The sequence below is a fragment of the Caulobacter vibrioides OR37 genome, from assembly GCF_000372645.1.
GTDB lineage: Bacteria > Pseudomonadota > Alphaproteobacteria > Caulobacterales > Caulobacteraceae > Caulobacter > Caulobacter vibrioides_E.
Map to the genome: position 1 here is coordinate 40,908 of NZ_APMP01000028.1, position 17,951 is coordinate 58,858.

The 17,951-nt window shown below is 68.8% G+C and carries 12 protein-coding genes; 6 read left to right on the forward strand and 6 right to left on the reverse strand.

The genetic code is table 11. The features are described 5' to 3' along the window. Positions 1 to 48: 48 nt before the first annotated feature. From OR37_RS17165 to OR37_RS17175, 3 genes are all read right to left on the reverse strand, one after another. On the reverse strand, positions 49 to 1,011 hold the full coding sequence (locus OR37_RS17165) for a FecR family protein (protein ID WP_235046597.1): 963 nt from the start codon (positions 1,009 to 1,011) through the stop codon (positions 49 to 51). Next, entirely contained in the window at positions 1,008 to 1,598 is a 591-nt protein-coding gene (locus tag OR37_RS17170; RefSeq protein WP_004622697.1) for an RNA polymerase sigma factor, read from the reverse strand. Before OR37_RS17170 ends, OR37_RS17165 begins: the two co-directional genes overlap by 4 nt. Positions 1,599 to 1,725: 127 nt before the next feature. Continuing rightward, a complete protein-coding gene (locus OR37_RS17175) occupies positions 1,726 to 3,393 on the reverse strand; it encodes an MFS transporter (RefSeq protein WP_004622698.1) in 1,668 nt (555 codons plus the stop codon). A gap of 227 nt (positions 3,394 to 3,620) precedes the next feature. Here OR37_RS17175 and OR37_RS21895 point away from each other — a divergent pair, with 227 nt between their 5' ends. The 3 genes from OR37_RS21895 to OR37_RS17185 all read left to right on the forward strand — a co-directional run bounded on the left by OR37_RS21895 (position 3,621) and on the right by OR37_RS17185 (position 6,470). Then, entirely contained in the window at positions 3,621 to 3,791 is a 171-nt protein-coding gene (locus tag OR37_RS21895) for a hypothetical protein (RefSeq protein ID WP_165570628.1), read from the forward strand. A 240-nt stretch (positions 3,792 to 4,031) separates the two neighbouring features. After that, entirely contained in the window at positions 4,032 to 4,640 is a 609-nt protein-coding gene (locus OR37_RS17180; protein ID WP_004622700.1) for a peptidylprolyl isomerase, read from the forward strand. Positions 4,641 to 4,817: 177 nt separating this feature from the next. Continuing rightward, on the forward strand, positions 4,818 to 6,470 hold the full coding sequence (locus tag OR37_RS17185; RefSeq protein WP_004622701.1) for an ankyrin repeat domain-containing protein: 1,653 nt from the start codon (positions 4,818 to 4,820) through the stop codon (positions 6,468 to 6,470). Between the two features lie 6 nt (positions 6,471 to 6,476). On the opposite strand, the gene OR37_RS17190 is transcribed toward OR37_RS17185, so the two are convergent. From OR37_RS17190 to OR37_RS17200, 3 genes are all read right to left on the reverse strand, one after another. Continuing rightward, entirely contained in the window at positions 6,477 to 8,027 is a 1,551-nt protein-coding gene (locus tag OR37_RS17190; protein ID WP_004622703.1) for a tryptophan halogenase family protein, read from the reverse strand. A 9-nt stretch (positions 8,028 to 8,036) separates the two neighbouring features. Further along, complete coding sequence (locus OR37_RS17195; protein ID WP_004622704.1) at positions 8,037 to 9,560, reverse strand: tryptophan halogenase family protein; 1,524 nt, start codon at positions 9,558 to 9,560, stop codon at positions 8,037 to 8,039. 137 nt (positions 9,561 to 9,697) lie between these two features. Beyond that, positions 9,698 to 12,811, reverse strand: a complete 3,114-nt coding sequence (locus OR37_RS17200) for a TonB-dependent receptor (RefSeq protein WP_004622705.1) — start codon at positions 12,809 to 12,811, stop codon at positions 9,698 to 9,700. Positions 12,812 to 13,440: 629 nt separating this feature from the next. On the opposite strand from OR37_RS17200, the gene OR37_RS17205 reads away from it, so the two are divergent. The 3 genes from OR37_RS17205 to OR37_RS17215 all read left to right on the forward strand — a co-directional run bounded on the left by OR37_RS17205 (position 13,441) and on the right by OR37_RS17215 (position 17,942). Beyond that, complete coding sequence (locus tag OR37_RS17205; protein WP_004622706.1) at positions 13,441 to 14,484, forward strand: LacI family DNA-binding transcriptional regulator; 1,044 nt, start codon at positions 13,441 to 13,443, stop codon at positions 14,482 to 14,484. Between the two features lie 61 nt (positions 14,485 to 14,545). Then, complete coding sequence (locus OR37_RS17210) at positions 14,546 to 16,852, forward strand: beta-glucosidase family protein (RefSeq protein WP_004622707.1); 2,307 nt, start codon at positions 14,546 to 14,548, stop codon at positions 16,850 to 16,852. Between the two features lie 166 nt (positions 16,853 to 17,018). Next, entirely contained in the window at positions 17,019 to 17,942 is a 924-nt protein-coding gene (locus tag OR37_RS17215) for a Gfo/Idh/MocA family protein (RefSeq protein ID WP_004622708.1), read from the forward strand. Positions 17,943 to 17,951: the final 9 nt, after the last annotated feature.

Below are 17,951 nucleotides of genomic sequence, written 5' to 3' on the forward strand. Positions count from 1 at the left end.
ACGTCCCCAAGTCGGGCTTCCGCCAGTCCCAGGGGAAGTTTTTGCGCGTCAGCTCCGGCGCGTCAGGCGGATGGCGCCGTCGGCGCTTTCGGACGCCCGCACCGGGAAGGCGCTGGTCACGGCGGCGACGAAGCTCTTGGGCTCGGTGGTCTGGAAATAGCCCGCCAGGCGCAGGCCCGAGATCGACGGGTCGGCGATGCTGATCTGCTGGCGGTTGTAGCGATTGAACTCGGCGACGGCCTGGGCCAGCGACTGGCCGTTCAGGGCGATCGCCCCCTGTCGCCAGGCCAGGGTCCGGTCGATCTCGCTGTCGGAGACCGGCTGGGCGCGGCTGACGCCGCCGCCATAGGTCGCCGCCACGCCGGCGCGCAGCTTCAGCTCCTCGCGGCCTTGAGCCGGCGCGGCGTCCAGCTCGACCTGGCCCCGCTTGACGGTGACCGCGCCGCCGTCGCCGGCCACGCGCACGGCCAGCTCGGCGCCGCCGTCGGCCTCCAGCACCGCGTCGGCGGCCTTGACCACGAAGGGGCGGATGTCCTTGGCGGCCTCGAACACCGCCTCGCCCCGCACCAGCTTCACCTCGCGCACGCCGTGGGCGTAGCGGACCACGACCTTGCTGTCGGTGTTCAGCTCGATGCGGCTGTTATCGCTGAGCACGACGACCCGGCGCTCGCCGATGGCGGTGGCGTAGGCGGTCGAGGTCCCGAACGACATCGTCCCGCCGATCACCAGGGCCACGGCCGCCGCCGCCGCCAGCCCTCGCGCCCAGGGCGCGCGGCGCAGGCTGGGCAGGGCGGGACGCCGCGCGGGCGCAAGGATGTCGCGGTCGGGGACGCTCTGGCCGGGCCGGTACGCGCGCAGCCGCTCCATCCGCTCCCAGGCAAAGGCCTCGCGCTCGAAGGCGGCCTCGTTCTCGCAGCTCTCGCCGCGCCAAGCCTCGAAAGCGGCGCGATCGGCGTCCGAGCACGTCGCGGCGTCAAGCCGGACCACCCACTGGGCGGCCGCCAGCCTCACCGCTTCGCGTCGTGATCCCGTCTCCCGCCCCATGAGCGCCCTTCGTCGACCCTGCTCTTGCGTCCGATACGCCGTCCGAGCTTGTCGGAACAGGAGCGCAGACCCTTCACCAGATGCTTCTCAACAGTAGAGACGGACAGCCCCATCCGAACCGCTATCTCCTCCGGTGAGAGGCTATAAACTTTTCGCAACGTGAAGACGCGGCGACACTGTGTCGGAAGTTCGGCGATCGCCTCGGCCAGCGCGCGCAGCTCCTCGCGCGACTCAAGAATGCTGTGCGCGCCGGGAGCCTCGTCGATCGGTTCGATGCGATCGAAATCGGCGACGGCGGTGATGGTCAGCACCTTGCGCCGGCGCAGGGCGTCGAGGGCGCTGTTGCGCAGGATGCGGGTGCAGAACGCCCCCGGATTGCTCACCTCGCGCCAGGTCTTGCAGGCGATGGCGCGGGCGAAGGTCTCGTGGACCAGATCTTCCGGATCGGTCTGGCCGTCGCGGCAGAACTGCCGCGCATACGCCAGCAGGTCCGGTTCCAGCGGCAGGATTTCCCGCCGGAACCAGGCGCGCCGATCTTCATCTTCTTGCGCCATGAACGCTCCCCTCGGGGCGCAGCCAAGCCCATCGCGCGCGGGTTGGCAAGCCGGCGAGGCCGCCAGCGCCGTCGCCGACGCCGAATGCCCGCCGCTTGATCATCGCCTGACCGGGCGGAGTCGCCAATCAGTCCTCGATCGGACGATTCCGCGTGTCCTTGAGGAAAAGCCCGCCGACGACCGCGGTCACCGCCGCGATGATCACCGGGTACCAGAGCCCCGAATAGATATCGCCGGTCGCGGCCACGATGGCGAAGGCCGTGGTCGGCAGGAAGCCGCCGAACCAGCCGTTGCCGATGTGGTAGGGCAGCGACATGGCCGTGTAGCGGATCCTCGTCGGGAACAGTTCGACCAGCATGGCGGCGATCGGGCCGTAGACCATGGTCACGTAGATGACCAGAAGCGCCAGCAGGCCGACGACCTTGGGCTGGTCGACCCGCTTGGCGTCGGCCTTGGCCGGATAGCCGGCGACCTTCAACTGATCGGCCAGCTCGCCTTCCCAAGCCTTGCGCGCGGCGGCGAAGGCCTTGCCGGTCGCGCCGGCCGGATCGAAGCCCGACAGGGTGACGCGGCCGACCTGGACCGTGGTCGGCGCGCCTGTCCCGGCGTCGATGACGCGATACGGCGCCCCGGCCTTGGCCAGCGCGGCCTTGGCCACGTCGCAAGGGCTGTTGAACTTGGCCTTGCCGATCAGGTCGAACTGGAAGGCGCAGGTGGCCGGGTCGGTCGAGACCGTGACGGGCGCGGCGGCCTCGGCCTGGGCCAGCATCGGGTTGGCCGCGACGGTCAGCGCCTTGAAGATCGGGAAATAGGTGGCCGCCGCCAGCAGGCAGCCAGCCAGGATGATCCACTTGCGGCCGATCCTGTCCGACAGCCAGCCGAAGATCACGAAGAACGGCGTGCCGATCAGCAGGCCCGCGGCCACCAGCAGGTTGGCCTGGGCGCCGTCCAGCTTGAGCACCTTCTCCAGGAAGAACAGGGCGTAGAACTGGCCGGTGTACCAGACCACCGCCTGGCCCATCGTCAGACCGACCAGCGCCAGCAGCACGATCTTCAGGTTCGCCCACTGACCGAACGCTTCGGCCAGCGGCTTCTTGGTCCCCTTCCCCTCGGCGATCATCCGCTGGAAGGTCGGGCTCTCGTGCAGCTTCAGGCGGATCCACAGCGACACGCCCAACAGCAGCAGCGACACCAGGAACGGGATGCGCCAGGCCCAGGCCTTGAAGGCGTCTTCGCCCAGGTGCGTCCGCGTGGCCAGGATCACGGCCAGCGACAGGAAGAGCCCGATGGTCGCCGTCGTCTGGATCCAGCTGGTGTAGAAGCCCCGCTTACCCGCCGGCGCGTGCTCGGCGACATAGGTCGCCGCCCCGCCGTACTCGCCGCCCAGCGCCAGGCCCTGGACCAGGCGCATGACCACCAGGGCGATCGGCGCGGCCACGCCGATCTGGGCGTAGGAAGGCAGAAGGCCGACCACGAAGGTCGACAGGCCCATCAGCAGCATGGTGATCAGGAAGGTGTTCTTGCGGCCCCAAAGGTCGCCCAGCCGGCCGAAGATCACCGCCCCCAGCGGCCGGATCGCGAAGCCCGCCGCGAAGGCCAGCAAGGCCAGGATGAAGCCGGTCGTCTCGTTGACGCCCGAGAAGAAATGGCTGGTGATGATCGGCGCCAGCGAGCCGTAGAGATAGAAGTCGTACCACTCGAACACCGTGCCCAGGGACGACGCCCCGATCACCAGCACATCGCGCCCCCCGCCCTGCTTCGCTTCGCCGGACGCGGCCTGGACCTTAGCCCCCATCGACAACTCCTCCCCCTTGATCGCGCCGCGTTCCCCCGCGGTCGCCCATGCTTGAACGACCCTAGCTCAGCGAACGCGACTCTCGCGAGCCGCAAATTTGATAGCGGTCACTTTCTTGCCCTGGGCGCGACGGGTTGTCGCAACCTCACGCTTGAGGCGGTTGATCCCGCGTGTCGTCCCTGCACCCGACGGTCAAGCTCGGACCGTCACAACAAAGGGTGTTCAAAATGAACGTCTCCAGCCTCTCCGCCGTCCGTCCTCAAATGGCCGTGCGCGCGCCCGAAGCCCTCGAAAGAGGTCCCGACCGTGACGGCGACGCCGACGACGGCGGCAAGACCGCCGCCATCAAGGCCGCGCCGGCTCAAGGCACGGGTCTTCGGGTGGACACCACGGCGTAAGGCCGAGGAGTCCATGCCTTGGGGAGGACCCCGCCCCGACGCCCCCCAAGCCGGCGTGGTCCTCCCCTTCTTTCCAGCCCCTCGAAGCGCTAGAGCGGGAGGCTGAAAGTGGGAACCGGTTTCAGCTTATCTCACGCTCTAAACATCTGATTTAGAGCCTTTTTGACGCCTGAAATCGATTCCGATTTCAGGCTAAAGGCTCTAAGCCTGTCGCGGACCTTCGCAACGAGAGCCGCCGACATGACCGTTTCCCGGATCGCCCGCCGCGCCATGCTGGGCGGCGCCCTGCTCCTGGCCCTCGCCTCGCCCGCTCTCGCCGCCGGCAAGCCGCGCGTGGCGATCGAGACCGACAAGGGGACGATCGTGGTCGAGCTGGAAGACAAGAAGGCGCCGATCACCTCGGCCAACTTCCTCGCCTATGTCGACCGCCATCGCTACGACGGCGGCGCCTTCTTCCGCGCCAACAGGGCCAAGGGCGAGCCCGGCGGCGGCTCGATCCAGGGCGCGCCCAAGCCCTATTCCCGCCGGATGCCGGCCATCGCCCACGAGAGCACGCTGAAGACGGGCCTGCGCCACAAGGCGGGCGCGATCTCGATGGGTCGCGACGCGCCGGGCACCGCCACGGCCGACTTCTTCATCTGCGCCAGCCCCCAGCCCTATCTCGACGCCAAGCCGGGCAAGAGCGACGCCGACGCCGGCTACGCGGTCTTTGGCCAGGTGGTGTCGGGCATGGACGTCGTGAAGAAGATCCTCGCCGGCCGCACCGACGGCCCCGCCACCGTCCCGGCCATGAAGGGCCAGATGCTGAACCCGCCGGTGAAGATCATCGCGATGAAGCGCCTGGGGTAGAGCGCGGCCGCCGGTTGACGGCCCAGGGCGTATGAGGCTTTCTAAGTTCAGCGCGCCCCTGGAGCGCCGCCTGTCCGCGGCAAGGGAGATCCTCCCGTCCAGTCAGACCTGAAGTCTTACGAACCCTTCTTCCGGCCTTCGTAAGCGGACGATCGGCCATGGGAAGGAAGGTTTGCCATGAGCCGCGCGCTCACGCCCAAAACTCGGATCGAGACCCTACGCAAGGACGCCAAGCGGTGGCTGAAGGCCCTGCGCGCCGGCGCCGCCAACGCCCGCGCCCGCCTCGCCGCCGCCTGGCCGGACGCGCCGGCCGAACCGTCTCTGCGCGACATTCAGCACGCCCTGGCCCGCGAATATGGCCAGGAGAGCTGGATCGCCCTCAAGGGCGCCGTCGACGACCTGGCCATCGAACGCCAGAGCCGCGCCCAGCGGATCGAGGCGATCCTTCGCCACGGGTGGGACGGCGAACCGGCCATCGCCCGTCGCATCCTCAAGCGCCATCCCGAGCTGGCGACCGACAGCCTGTTCACGGCCGCCGCCGCCGGCGATCTGGCGACGGTCGAGCGGCATCTGGCCCGCGACCCGGACGCCGCTCGGCGCGTGGATCCCTCGCGCGGCTGGACGGCCCTGGCGCATGTCGCCTACGGCCGGCTGGACGACGTCAACGGCCTGGCCATGGCCCGCCTGCTGCTGGACGCCGGGGCCGATCCGAACTTCGGCTTCACCGACGACTGGGAGACGCCGTTCAAGGTGTTGACCGGGGCGATCGGCCTGGGCGAAGGCGCGAAATCCAGCCATCCGCAAGCCGAGGCGATGGTCGCCCTGCTGATCGCGGCGGGGGCGGACGCCTACGACTCCCAGTCGCTGTACGATGTCTCGATCGTGGGGGCCGACACCCATTGGTACGACATTCTGTGGCGCCACGCCGACGCGGCGGGGAAGCTCGACGACTGGCGGGTCCGGGGACCCGGCCGCCTGGGCGATGGCCTGGGCTGCTCGACGCTGGACTATCTGCTGGGGAACGCCGTCGGCCAGAACCACCTGGACCGCGCGCGCTGGCTGCTGGAGCGCGGCGCGAACGCCGGGACGTTTCACGCCTACGCCAAGCGGTCCGTGCATACGGTCGCGCGGTTATCGGGCTTCGCGGCCATGGCGGAGCTGCTGGAGGCCCACGGCGCGCGGCCGGAGGCGCTGGGCGGCGTCGAGGCGCTGCAGGCCCTGGCGCTGGCGGGCGACGAAGCCGGCGCGCGCGCCCTGGTCGCCGCCCAGCCGGCCCTGGTCGGCGACGCCCGACCGCTGCTGGCGGCGGCCGAGCACGGCGCGGCGGGCGCGGTCGGCCTGCTGCTCGACCTGGGCGTCGATCCGGGCGCCAGCGACCACGACGGAATCACGCCGTTGCATCGCGCCGTGCAGTCCGGCTCGTTGGAGGCGGTCGAGCGCCTGCTGGCGGCGGGGGCCGACGTCGACCGGCGCGAGCGCAAATGGCGCGGCTCGGCGCTGAGCTGGGCCTTGGTGCTGGGAAAGCCGCGTCTGGTCGAGCGCCTGACGCCGATCAGCCACGACGTCCGCGCCCTCGCCAGCCTGGGGAGTCTGGAGCGGCTGGCGGCGGTGCTCGACGCCCGGCCGGAGCTGGCCAACGCGGTCTTGCCCGGCGACGCCCCCACGCCGCTGTTCTGCCTGCCCGACGACGAGGAGGACGCGGTGGCGACGGCGCGCCTCCTGCTGGCGCGCGGGGCGGACCGGCGCGCGCGCAACGACAAGGGCGACACCGCGGCCGACGCGGCCCGCAAGCGCGGGCTGGACGAGGCGGCGACCTTGCTGGGTGTCTAGACCCCCTCAGGCCACGGTCTTGAACGGCGCCGCCGCAGCCTCCGGCGGCGGCGCGGGGCAGTTCTGGGCCAGGAACTGTCCGTGGCTGGGCAGGCCGGCGACCTCGGCGGCCAGCATCGGCTTCGACTGGTCCAGGGTCTGGGCGATCACCGCGTAGGGCGCGGTGTCGACCAGCTGCTGGTAGCGGCGCGGGCGCACGCCCATGCCCTCCATGATCGACTGCCAGGACGGGTTGCGGAACATCTCGTCGACCCCTTCGCGCAGCACCCCGTGGGCCTGGAAGAGCGCCATGCGTTCCTTCAGGCTCTCGGGGATCGGCGCCTGGCGGACGTCGCGCCAGAACGGCGTGTCGTCGCGCTGGGTCGTGCAGTAGTGCAGCACGATGAAGTCGCGGATCTCTTCATAGTCGGCGACCATGCGCCGATTGTATTCGGCGGCCAGGGTCGGATCGAAGTCGCGGTCGGGGAAGAAGCGCAGCAGGAAGTCCACGCCGCGATAGATCAGGTGCAGGGCCGTCGACTCCAGCGGTTCGATAAAGCCTCCCGCCAGGCCCACGGCCACGACGTTCTTGTCCCACAGGCGGCGGCGCACGCCGGTCTTGAACGGGATGAACATCGGCTCCATCAGCGCCGGTCCCTGGAGATTCCTCACCAGTGTGGCGCGGGCCTCGTCGTCGCCGAGATGGCGACTGCTGAAGACGTAGCCGTTGCCGGCCCGGTGCTGCAGCGGGATGCGCCAACGCCAGCCGGCGTCCTCGGCCCTCGACAGGGTGAAGGGATGCGGATCGCCAACGTTCTGGGTCTGCACCACCACGGCGCGGTCGCACAGCAGCATGTCCGACCAGTCGTCGAACGGCGCGTTCAGGGTCTTGCCGATCAGCAAGGCGCGGAAGCCCGAGCAGTCGATGAAGAGATCGCCCTCGACCTCGCGGCCGTCCTTCATCACGACCTTGGCGACCGCGCCGTCCGGACGGGTGACGACGTCGGTGACGATGCCCTCGGTGCGCTTGACGCCGCGCGCCTCGGCGAAGTCGCGCAGGAACTTGGCGACCAGCCGCGCGTCGACATGCAGGGCGTAGCTGGCGCCCGAGATCAACGAACGCTGGGCGCGGAACGGCAGCATGAATTTCCACTGGTCGGCCATGACCGTCCCCGGCGCGAAGTCCTGCAGCTCCGAAGGATGGCCGTTGGCCTTGGCGCGCAGCCAGCACTGATAGAACTCGTGCGGACCGATCGGGCCGCCGATGGCGCCGAACGGGTGGTAGTAGTGCTGGCCCTTCAGCTTCCAGTCCTCGAAGCGGATGCCCAGCTTGAAACTGGCCTGGGTGGCCTGGATGAAGGCGCGCTCGTCGATGCCCAGGCTGGCGATCAGTTGCAGGAACGGCGGGATGGTCGACTCGCCCACGCCGATCGTGCCGATCTCCTCGGACTCCACCAGCTCGACCTGGCAGCCGCCGTTCTGGAAATAGTGGCTGAGCATCGCCGCCGTGATCCAGCCGGCCGAGCCGCCGCCGACGATGACGATCTTACGGATGGCGTTGGGGTTGGCGTGGCTCATCGTCTTATCCTAGCGCGCCGCCGTCATGGCGGCCGGGCGGGAGAATTGGTCGAGGAAGGCGCCGTGGGTCGGGGCCGAGGCGACGGCCTCGCGCACGGCCTGGCGCATCCGGGCCAGCGGCGGGCCCAGCGCCTTGGCGTCGACGCCGTCCAGCGCCGGGTCGATCCCCTGGGGCAGCAGCTCGAAGCCGGCATAGATCGCCATCCAGCTGGTCGGCGCGAACATCTCCCAGCGATAGCGCACGAAGTGGCCGCGCTGGACGAACAGCTCGACCTTGCGCTTGAGATCATCGGGCAAGGCGACGGCGTTGCAGTCGCGCCAGAACGCCGTGTCGCCCCGCCGATTGGCCCAATAGTGCAGGATGATGAAGTCGCGCACCCGCTCCATCTCGCGGCGCGACCAGTCGTTGAACTCGTCGGCCAGCTCGGGCGCGAGGTCGCGGTCTGGAAACAGCGCCTTGATCTTCTCGATGCCTGTCTCGATCAGGGCGATCGAGGTGCTTTCCAGCGGTTCGAGGAAGCCGGACGCCAGGCCCAGCGCGATGACGTTCTTGTTCCAGACCTTCTTGCGACGGCCCGGGGTGAAGGTGATCCGGCGCGGCTCGTGCAGCAGGGCGTCGGGCACGGCGGCCTTCAGCTCGGCCAGGGCGTCCTCGTCGCTGATATAGCGGGACGCGTAGACATAGCCGTTGCCGTGGCGATGGCGCAGCGGGATGCGCCAGCGCCATCCGGCCGCATGGGCCGTGACGTCCGTGTACGGCATGGGCTCGCCGACGCCCTCGCTCTGTACGGCCCAGGCCCGGTCGCAGAACAGCAGGTCGCTCCAGTCCTCGTAGCCGGCGCCCAGCGCCTCCTCGATCAGGAGTCCCCGGAAGCCCGAACAGTCGATGAAGAGGTCGCCCTCCAGCGTCTGGCCGTTTGACAGGTCCAGCGAGGCGACGCGGCCGTCGTCGGATCTCAGATTTACCTTGACGATCCGAGCGTCGATCCGGCGCACGCCGTTGTCCTCGGCTACCCGGCGCATCAGCTGGGCGAACAGACTGGCGTCGAAATGCAAGGCCCAGTCGTACACCGAGGCCGTCGAGGCCGGATCGCGCGGCGGCGGCATGAACTTGCCGGCCCTGGCCAGCGACGCGCCCAGCGAATAGTCGGCGATGTCGGTCGGCTCGCCGCCCTCCGCGAGCTTTCGCCAATAGTGGTGGAACGGCACGCCGTTCAGGTCCTGGCCGAAATGGCCGAACGGATGGATGAAGCTTTCGCCCTCGCGCAGCCAGCCGTTGAAGCGGATGCCCAGCTTGCAGGTCGCCTGCGTCGCCCGCATCACCTCGGCGTCGGACAGGCCCAGCGACCGATAGAAGCCGCGAATGGTGGGAATGGTCGCCTCGCCCACCCCGATCGCGCCGATCTCGGCGCTTTCGACCAGGGTGATCTCCAGAGGTCCGCCCTGGAAGTGCCGGCGCAGGGCCGCGGCGGCCATCCAGCCGGCGGTCCCGCCGCCGACGATCACCAGCTTCTGGATCCTGCCTTCACCCATCGAACGCTCCCACCCGGTCTCTTGTCGTCCGGCTGCCCAACGCTAACGGCTCACGCCAGCATCGGACAGCCCGCCTCCCGCGAAAAAGCGCCGCCGTGGGGCTTCCACGGCGGCCAGCAGGAGGTGACGGGGAGGCCCTACCAGCGAGCCCGGATGCCCAGCGTGTAGCGGGGCTCGAACTCGTTCTGGTTGGCGTACTGGGTCTTTCCGGGGGCGAACCGCAGATAGTAGTTCTCGATTTCGCCGGTCACGTTCGACCCGTTGAAGTAGACGGTGACGTTGTCGCGAACGTTGTAGCTGACGTTCACGTCCACATAGCCGGTGGCCTTCTGCATGATCGGGATGACCGCGTCGCCGCCGCCGCCCATCGTGCCGGACAGGCGATCGGTGCGGTAGTTGTAGGCCACCCGCGCCTGCAGCTTCTGGTCCTGATACCAGCCCACCAGGTTGAACTGGTGCTTGGAGTTGTCGAAGAACGGGATCTCGCTGCCGGTCAGGTCCTTACGGCTCTCGTGGCTGGGCGAGTAGGTGTAGTTGGTGTCGACGCCGAAGTTCGACAGCAGCCGCACGTCCGGGATGACGTCGCTGAACGCCACCTTGGCCCCGACTTCCAGACCCTTCACCGAGCCGCCGTCGCCCTGGATGGGCAGGCTGACATTGACCGTGCGGCGGATGACGCCGTCCTGGTCGGGGAAGCGGCCAGTGGTCTGGCCGCCGGTGACGAAGCTGTCGATCTTCAGCTGGAACGCCGAGATGTTCAGCATCGAGGCGCGCCCGAAATAGTATTCCACCGCGCCGTCGAAGTTTGACGAGCGCCAGGGATCCAGGTTCGGGTTGCCGTCGGCGTTGGCGCTGGTCACGCAACGGACGTTCGGCAGGGCCGCGCCGCAGTCGGCGGTGTTGATCTTCAGGCCGCCGCCATAGCTGCCCAGGTCCAGCGGCTGCATGGTCTTGGCGTAGGCGAAGCGGAACTTCCAGTGGTCGTCCAGGTCGTAGACCGCGTTCAGCGACGGCAGCCAGTCGGTGTACTTGCGCGAGGTGACCTGATCGCCCGCGTCGGCGTTGGTGTCGCCGTAGTTGCGGGTGTCGCCGGTCAGGTTCTGCTTCACCGTCAGCTTGGTCTCGATGACGTGCAGGCCGACGTCGCCGTGCAGATTGCCCAGCGCGAAGTTGAAGGCGCCATAGGCGCTCTGCTCCTTCAGCGTCACGTCGTAGGTCTGGCCAGGAACGATCTCGCGGATCGCGCCGCCGAACACCTTCTTGTGGAAGGCCTCGACATTGTCGAAATCGCGCGGATCGACGGCCCAGAAGCCCGGAATGCCGGAGGTGACGCCACCCAGGTTATTCACCCAGATCAGGTTGTTGTAGGTCCCGAGCTTGGTCGGCTTGTTGACCGTATAGCCCTGGAACACCGGCTTGCCCGTGACTGGATCGGGCACGAACTCACCCGCCTGGCACTGGTTCTGGTTCATCACGACGTCGATGGCCTTCCACTGGGCCTCGCAGCCCGAGGCCGGCACCGGCTGGCCATTGGCCTGCACCGCGCCCGGCGTGCCGCCGTAGAAGTTCGAGAACAGGTGGAACTGCTCGACGCTGACCGAGCGGTCGCTGAACCGCACGCCGCCATCGACCTTGGTGATAAAGCCCAGCAGCTTGTCGTCGAAGCGATAATGGCCGTCCGCCCGGAACACGTTCATGTCCGAGTTGACCTCGTTATTGCCTTCCGACGAGAAGGCCGCGACGGCGTAGCTGTCCTTGTTGGCCATGTAGTCCTTGAGGGACTTGCCGGCCCCCAGGCCTCCGACCAGCGGACGGTCGAAGCCGCTCCAGACCGGATGATCGCCGCTGATGTCGTAGTGCAGCTGCGGGTTGGCGCCGTAGCCCAGCGGGTTGGGGTTCAGATAGCAGCCGCCGGCGCTGCCGACGACGGAATTGCTGCGCTGGCTGGCCGGATACTGGTCGCAGATGCCCTTCGGATAGAACGGACCGCGCGTGCGGTCGTTCGGATCGCGGAACAGGTTGAAGCGACCGTCGGCGTACTGCCAGTTCGACAGGTCGCCCTGCACCTGGCCGTTCATGCTCAGACGGTGGCCGTTGGCGCGGATGGCCCGCACCTCCGAGGTGAAGGGACCGCCGTTGTCGTAGTTGAGCTCGAGATTGTAGTTCTTCGAGTTCGACTTGGTCGTGCGGTTGACGGTGAAGGAGTTCACCCACCAGGCATTGATGTCGTACTGCTGGACGGCCAGCCACGGCATCCCGTTGCCCGGGCTTTTCACGCCGGCGTTCTGGAACACGGTCGGCGGGTTCCAGACCCCGAAGGCGCCGCCGTCCCAGCGGTTGGAGATGTTGATGCCGGCGCCGCGATTGTATTCGTCCAGCTTGGCGTAGAAGCCCTCGGCGATCAGGGTGAAGCCCTCGCCCAGCTTGGCTTCGAACGAGGCGTTGACGCCCAGGCGCTTGCGCTCGACGACGCGGTTGAAGCTCTCGTAGCCGTGCGGCGAGACGAAATTGTTCGGGGCCGAGCCGCCCCAGTCGTTATTGCCCGACAGGCCCACGGCGCCCGACGAGTTGTCGCCCAGATTGGCCTTGCTGCCGGCGGCCGACAGCATCAGGCCGACGCGGTCGTTGCGCCAGTTGACGACGCCGTTCAGCAGGTAGTCGTTGTCCTTGGTGCGGTCGCCGCGCTGGCCCTCGGCCGCGCCCGCCAGGCTGAAGCCTTCGCCGAACTGGAACGGACGGCGGGTCTTCAGGTCGATCGTGCCCGAGATACCCGACAGGGGGTTCAGCGGATTGGTCGACTTGTAGACCAGCACCTGGTTCATCAGCTGCGAGGGCACGTCCAGCAGGTTCGGCTGGGCCGAGCCCATGTTGCCGGCGCTGAGGTACTGCTCGCCGTTCAGCAGGGTGATGACCTGGGCCAGACCCCGGATATTGACCGTCTTGCCTTCGCCGGCGTCACGCTGGATCTGCACGCCCGAGATGCGCTGCAGCGAGTCGGCGATGGTGACGTCCGGCAGCTTGCCGATGTCCTCGGCCGAGATCGCGTCGACCAGCGCGGTTTCCTTGCGCTTGATGTCGACCGACTTCAGCTGCGATCCGCGAACGCCGGTGACGACGATCTCTTCGACCTGGGTGTCGTTGCCGCTCGTCTGGGCGAAGGCGCCGCTGGCCAGCGCCAGCTGCGACGCGCCGGCGACGAGCGCCAGCGTCAGGCCACGCTTGAACGCGGCTTTCCTTGCTTCCTGTGACAATTCCTCGCTCCCCAATAGTTCGTTCTTGTTGACCGCTCGCGCCTCGCGCCGCCGCTCTTGTCGGCGGATGTCGAGGGCGAAGGCTCGACGGAGCGGGACGGGCGGGATGTCCCGCCTTGTCCATCTCCGGACGACCCAGCGCCGGACGTCCGAGTCCGGCCCCACGCCTTCCCCGAACGCCGTCACATTTCGCATATGTCCCAACCAAGTCAACGAAAATGTCAACGTTGTCATTTTCGAGAAGGCAGCCTTTTCGCGGCGAGCGAACGCCATGGGAGACACGAGAAGCGCTCCCGGCAGGCGATTTGTCTCAGACCTGAAAACATTATCTTGTTGTATAAATTGACCGAATTTTTCGGCGCGCCGCGACTGATAGCGCTAACTTTCAATATGGACACAATGCCTGTCCGCGCCCGCATCCGCGCTTGGAACGCCAAGCCCTGACTGTCGGGGCCTCCCGAAAATGTCCCAAATTGTCTCTATGTCCGTTCATATTTGACCCGATATTGTCTTGGCGCATGACAAGCGGGACAGCATCCTTTATGGCTTCGGACGTTCGCGGTCTTGCGGGCGTCGCCGTGGAATGATGGCGTGCGCCAGGCTCGAGCGGCGAGACGCAGGTAGAATCCATGACGACGATCAACGACGTGGCCGAACGGGCGGGCGTTTCGCCCAAGACCGTGTCTCGCGTCCTCAACGATCACGACAGCGTCAGCGCCAGGACGCGCGACCGCGTCCGCGCGGCCATGAAGGATCTCGACTACCAGCCCAACGCCGTGGCCCGCAGCCTGCGCGCGCGCGGCTCTGGGTCGGTGGGCGTGCTGATGGGCGATCCGTCGGGCGGCTACCACACCCGCGTTCACCACGCCCTGCTGCTGGCTTGCGTCGAGACCGGCCGGCACCTTTCGGTCGACCTGTCGGAAGGCCCCATCCCCGGCTGGGACGACCGCATCCGCGCTTTCGTCGAGGACAGCGGGATCCGCGAGATGATCCTGCTGCCGCCCGAGTGCGACTTCGGGCCGATGAAGGCCTTGATGCGCGAGCTCGACGTGCGCTGCGTGCTGATCTCGCCCACCACGCCGGACCCTCAGTTCCCGGCCTTCGCCATGGACGACCGCGCCGCCGCCCGCGAGGTGGTCGAGCACCTGTTCTCGCTGGGACACACCCGCATCGGCCACATCGCCGGCCATCCCGATCACGTGGCCAGCACCCTGCGCCGCAACGGCTTCTTCGAGGCCTACGCCGCCGCCGGCCTGCCGCGCCCCGGACCCGAGCTGATCGTGCAGGGCGAGTTCACCTTCAAGACGGGTCTCGAAGCGGCCAGGCGCCTGCTGGAGCTGGACGAGCCGCCGACCGCGATCTTCGCCGCCAATGACGACATGGCCGCCGCCACCTGCATGGAAGCCCAGCGGCGCGGGCTGCGGATTCCCGACGACCTCTCGGTCGTGGGCTTCGACGACGCGCCGATCGCCGGGGTGATCTGGCCGTCGCTGACCACGATCCGCCAGCCCTTCGAGCAGATGGCCTTGCGCGCGCTGCAGACCCTGGGCGCGTGGAGCGTCAACGAGGGCGCGGGCAAGACCAACACCCCCTTCCTCGCGCGACACAGCCTTGTGGTGCGCGAGTCCACCGGTCCGGTCCGAAGCGGCGCGCCGCCTCGACGCAAGACTTGAACCCCTCCCCCGACCCGGTCCGAAGCCGCGCGGGGCGCAAGAAGAAGACGACGGAGGAAACATGACCCGGACGAACTGGCGCGGCCCGCGACTGGCGCTGCTGATCGGCGCCTCGGCCCTGATCGCGAGCCCGGCCTACGCCCAGGCCGCCAAGCCCGCCGCCCCGAAGGCCCCGCCGAAGGCGAGCCAGCCCGCTCATCCCTGGCTGAACCCGAAACTGTCGCCGGACCGCCGCGCCGACCTGGTCCTGAAGGCGATGACCAACGACGAGAAGTTCACGGTCATCTTCGGCTATTTCGGCTCGGACATGAAGCCGAGGTACGCCCGGCCCGCCGCCTCGCTGGACGCCTCGGCCGGCTATGTCGCCGGCGTGCCGCGCCTGGGGCTTCCGGGCCAGTGGCAGACCGACGCGGGCGTCGGCGTGGCCACCCAGGGCAGCCACCAGGACCTGCGCCCGCGCACAGCCCTGCCCTCGGGCCTGGCCACCGCCGCCACCTGGAATCCCGAACTGGCCTTCAAGGGCGGCGCGATGATCGGCGCCGAGGCGCGGGCGTCCGGGTTCAACGTCCAGCTGGCCGGCGGGATCAACCTGATGCGCGAGCCGCGCAACGGCCGGAACTTCGAATATGGCGGCGAGGATCCCTGGCTGGCCGGAACCATGGTCGCCGCCCAGATCCGCGGCATCCAGTCCAACCACATCGTCTCGACCATCAAGCACTACGCCCTCAACGCCCAGGAGACCGGCCGCTTCGTGGTCAGCTCCAACATCGGCGACGCCGAGGCGCGGATCTCCGACCTGCTGGCCTTCCAGTTCGCCATCGAGCGCTCGGACCCGCACTCGGTGATGTGCGCCTACAACCGCGTCAACGGCGACTACGCCTGCGAGAACGACTGGCTGTTGAACACGGTCCTGAAGAAGGACTGGGGTTACAAGGGCTATGTCATGTCGGACTGGGGCGCCGACCACTCCTCGGCCAAGGCGGCCAATGCCGGTCTCGACCAGGAATCGGCCGGCGAAGCCTTCGACAAGCAGCCCTTCTTCGGCGCGCCGCTGAAGGCCGACCTGGCCGCCGGCGCCGTCAGTCAGGCCCGGATCGACGACATGGCCCGCCGGGTGCTGCGCGCCCTGTTCGCCAGCGGCGCGGTCGATCACCCGGTGACCAAGCCCGCGACCAACGACCTGCCGGCCGCGATGCTGGCGGCCCACGCCAAGATCACCCAGGCCGACGCCGAGGAAGCCATCGTCCTCCTGAAGAACGACGGAGGCCTGCTGCCCCTGGCCAAGACCGCCAGGACCATCGCCGTGATCGGCGGCCACGCAGACGTCGGCGTGCTGTCGGGCGGCGGCTCGTCCCAGGTCTATCCGGTCGGCGGACGCGCGGTGAAGGGCCTGACGCCCGCGACCTGGCCGGGCCCGGTGATCTACTATCCCTCCTCGCCGCTGAAGGCCCTGGCCAAGCGCTATCCGGGGGCGAAGGTGGTCTATGACGACGGGACCGATCCGGCGCGCGCCGCCAAGCTGGCTGCGGCCAGCGACATCGCCCTGGTCTTCGCCGACCAGTGGACCACCGAGTCGGAGGACGTCCACACCCTGGCGCTGCCCAAGGACCAGGACGCCACGATCGACGCCGTCGCCTCGGCGAACCGCAAGACGGTCGTTGTCCTGACCACCGGCGGCCCGGTGCTGATGCCGTGGCTCGACAAGGTCGGCGCCGTGGTCGAGGCCTGGTACCCGGGCACGGCCGGCGGCGAGGCGATCGCTCGCGTGCTGTCGGGCGAGGTCGACGCCTCGGGTCGCCTGCCGGTCAGCTTCCCCCGGAGCGAAGCCGACCTGCCGCGTCCCAAGCTGGACGGCCTGGACAAGGCCAAGGACCAGCCGTTCGACGTCGACTATTCGATCGAAGGCGCCGCCGTCGGCTACAAGTGGTACGACCTGAAGCGGATCCAGCCGCTGTTCCCGTTCGGCCACGGCCTGTCCTACAGCCGGTTCGCCTATTCGAACCTCAAGGCCGCCGCCGTCGGCGACAAGGTCACGGTCAGTTTCGACGTCAAGAACGTGGGCCCGCGCGCCGGCAAGGACGTGCCCCAGGTCTATGTCTCGCCGAAGGCCGGGGCCAATGGCGCGACCTGGGAAGCGCCCAAGCGCCTGGCGGGCTTCCAGAAGGTGGCCCTCGCCCCCGGCGCCAGCCAGCATGTCGTCCTGACGATCGATCCGCGCCTGCTCGCCGTCTGGGACGGCAAGGCCCACGGCTGGTCGATCGCGGCTGGCCAGTACGAAATCGCCCTGGGCGCCTCGTCCCGGGCTCTGTCCTCCACCGCCCAGGTCAGCCTGGCGGCCCGGAGCCTGCCCGTGTCGCCGGGCCGGTAAGGGGGCGGGAGCGCCTTTCCCCTGCTCCCGAACCCTTAAATCTCTTCCCTTCTCGGGAGCGCCGCCCTCGGGCCGCGCTCCCTTTTCTTGCGCGCCGGCTTGCGCGCCCGCATTTATACTATAATTAGGCCGCTGCGGCGCTGACAGCCGCGCGGGAGGAAACAGCGTGATCCGGATCGGCCTCGTCGGCGTGGGCAAGATCGCCCGTGACCAGCACATCCCCGCCCTGGCCGCCGACGCGCGCTATCAGCTGGTCGCCGCCGCCAGCCGGACCAAGCCCGACCTCGGCGTCCTGCCGGTCTTCCAAGACATCGAGGAAATGCTCGCCCAGGGACCGGCGTTGGACGCCGTGGCGCTATGCACGCCGCCGCAGGCCCGGCGCGAGACCGCCCTGGCCGCCCTGCGCGCGGGCAAGCACGTCTTCCTGGAAAAGCCCCCCGGCGCCAGCGTCGGCGAGGTGGCCGAGCTGGCCGCCGTCGCTCGCGCCCAGGGCGTCGTCCTGTTCACCAGCTGGCATTCGCGCTTCGCCGCCGGCGTGGCCCCCGCCAAGGCCTGGCTCTCGACCCGCCGCGTCCGCGAGGTCGCGATCGAATGGCGCGAGGACGTCCGCCGCTGGCATCCGGGCCAGACCTGGATCTGGGAGGCCGGCGGCCTGGGCGTCTTCGACCCGGCCATCAACGCCCTGTCGATCCTGACCGAGATCCTGCCGACCGAGGCGTTCGTCACCGGCGCGACGCTGCAAGTGCCGGAGAACGTCCAGTCGCCGGTCGCCGCCCATGTCGACATGACCAATCTCGACGGCGCGCGGATCACGGCCGATCTGGACTTCCTGCAGACCGGCCCCCAGACCTGGGACCTGACGGCGCAGACCGACGACGGGGTCCTGAAGCTGTCGATGGGCGGCGCCGAACTGACCCTCGACGGCCAGCCGGTCGAGGTCGGCGAGAACCATGAATATCCGGGGCTCTACGACCGGTTCGCGACCCTGATCGCGCGCGGCGAGTCCGAGGTCGACGCCCGCCCGCTGACCCTGGTGGCCGACGCGTTCCTGCTGGGGACGCGGGAGTCGGTCGAGGCGTTCGTCGAGTAGCGGCGAAGG

Bases quoted from the DNA above. Each gene is read 5' to 3' on its own strand.
- OR37_RS17210 (WP_004622707.1), top strand. From the start codon at position 14,546: ATGACCCGGACGAACTGGCGCGGCCCGCGACTGGCGCTGCTGATCGGC.
- OR37_RS17175 (WP_004622698.1), bottom strand. From the start codon at position 3,393: ATGGGGGCTAAGGTCCAGGCCGCGTCCGGCGAAGCGAAGCAGGGCGGG.
- OR37_RS17170 (WP_004622697.1), bottom strand. From the start codon at position 1,598: ATGGCGCAAGAAGATGAAGATCGGCGCGCCTGGTTCCGGCGGGAAATC.
- OR37_RS17190 (WP_004622703.1), bottom strand. From the start codon at position 8,027: ATGAGCCACGCCAACCCCAACGCCATCCGTAAGATCGTCATCGTCGGC.
- OR37_RS17185 (WP_004622701.1), top strand. From the start codon at position 4,818: ATGAGCCGCGCGCTCACGCCCAAAACTCGGATCGAGACCCTACGCAAG.
- OR37_RS21895 (WP_165570628.1), top strand. From the start codon at position 3,621: ATGAACGTCTCCAGCCTCTCCGCCGTCCGTCCTCAAATGGCCGTGCGC.
- OR37_RS17195 (WP_004622704.1), bottom strand. From the start codon at position 9,560: ATGGGTGAAGGCAGGATCCAGAAGCTGGTGATCGTCGGCGGCGGGACC.
- OR37_RS17205 (WP_004622706.1), top strand. From the start codon at position 13,441: ATGACGACGATCAACGACGTGGCCGAACGGGCGGGCGTTTCGCCCAAG.
- OR37_RS17180 (WP_004622700.1), top strand. From the start codon at position 4,032: ATGACCGTTTCCCGGATCGCCCGCCGCGCCATGCTGGGCGGCGCCCTG.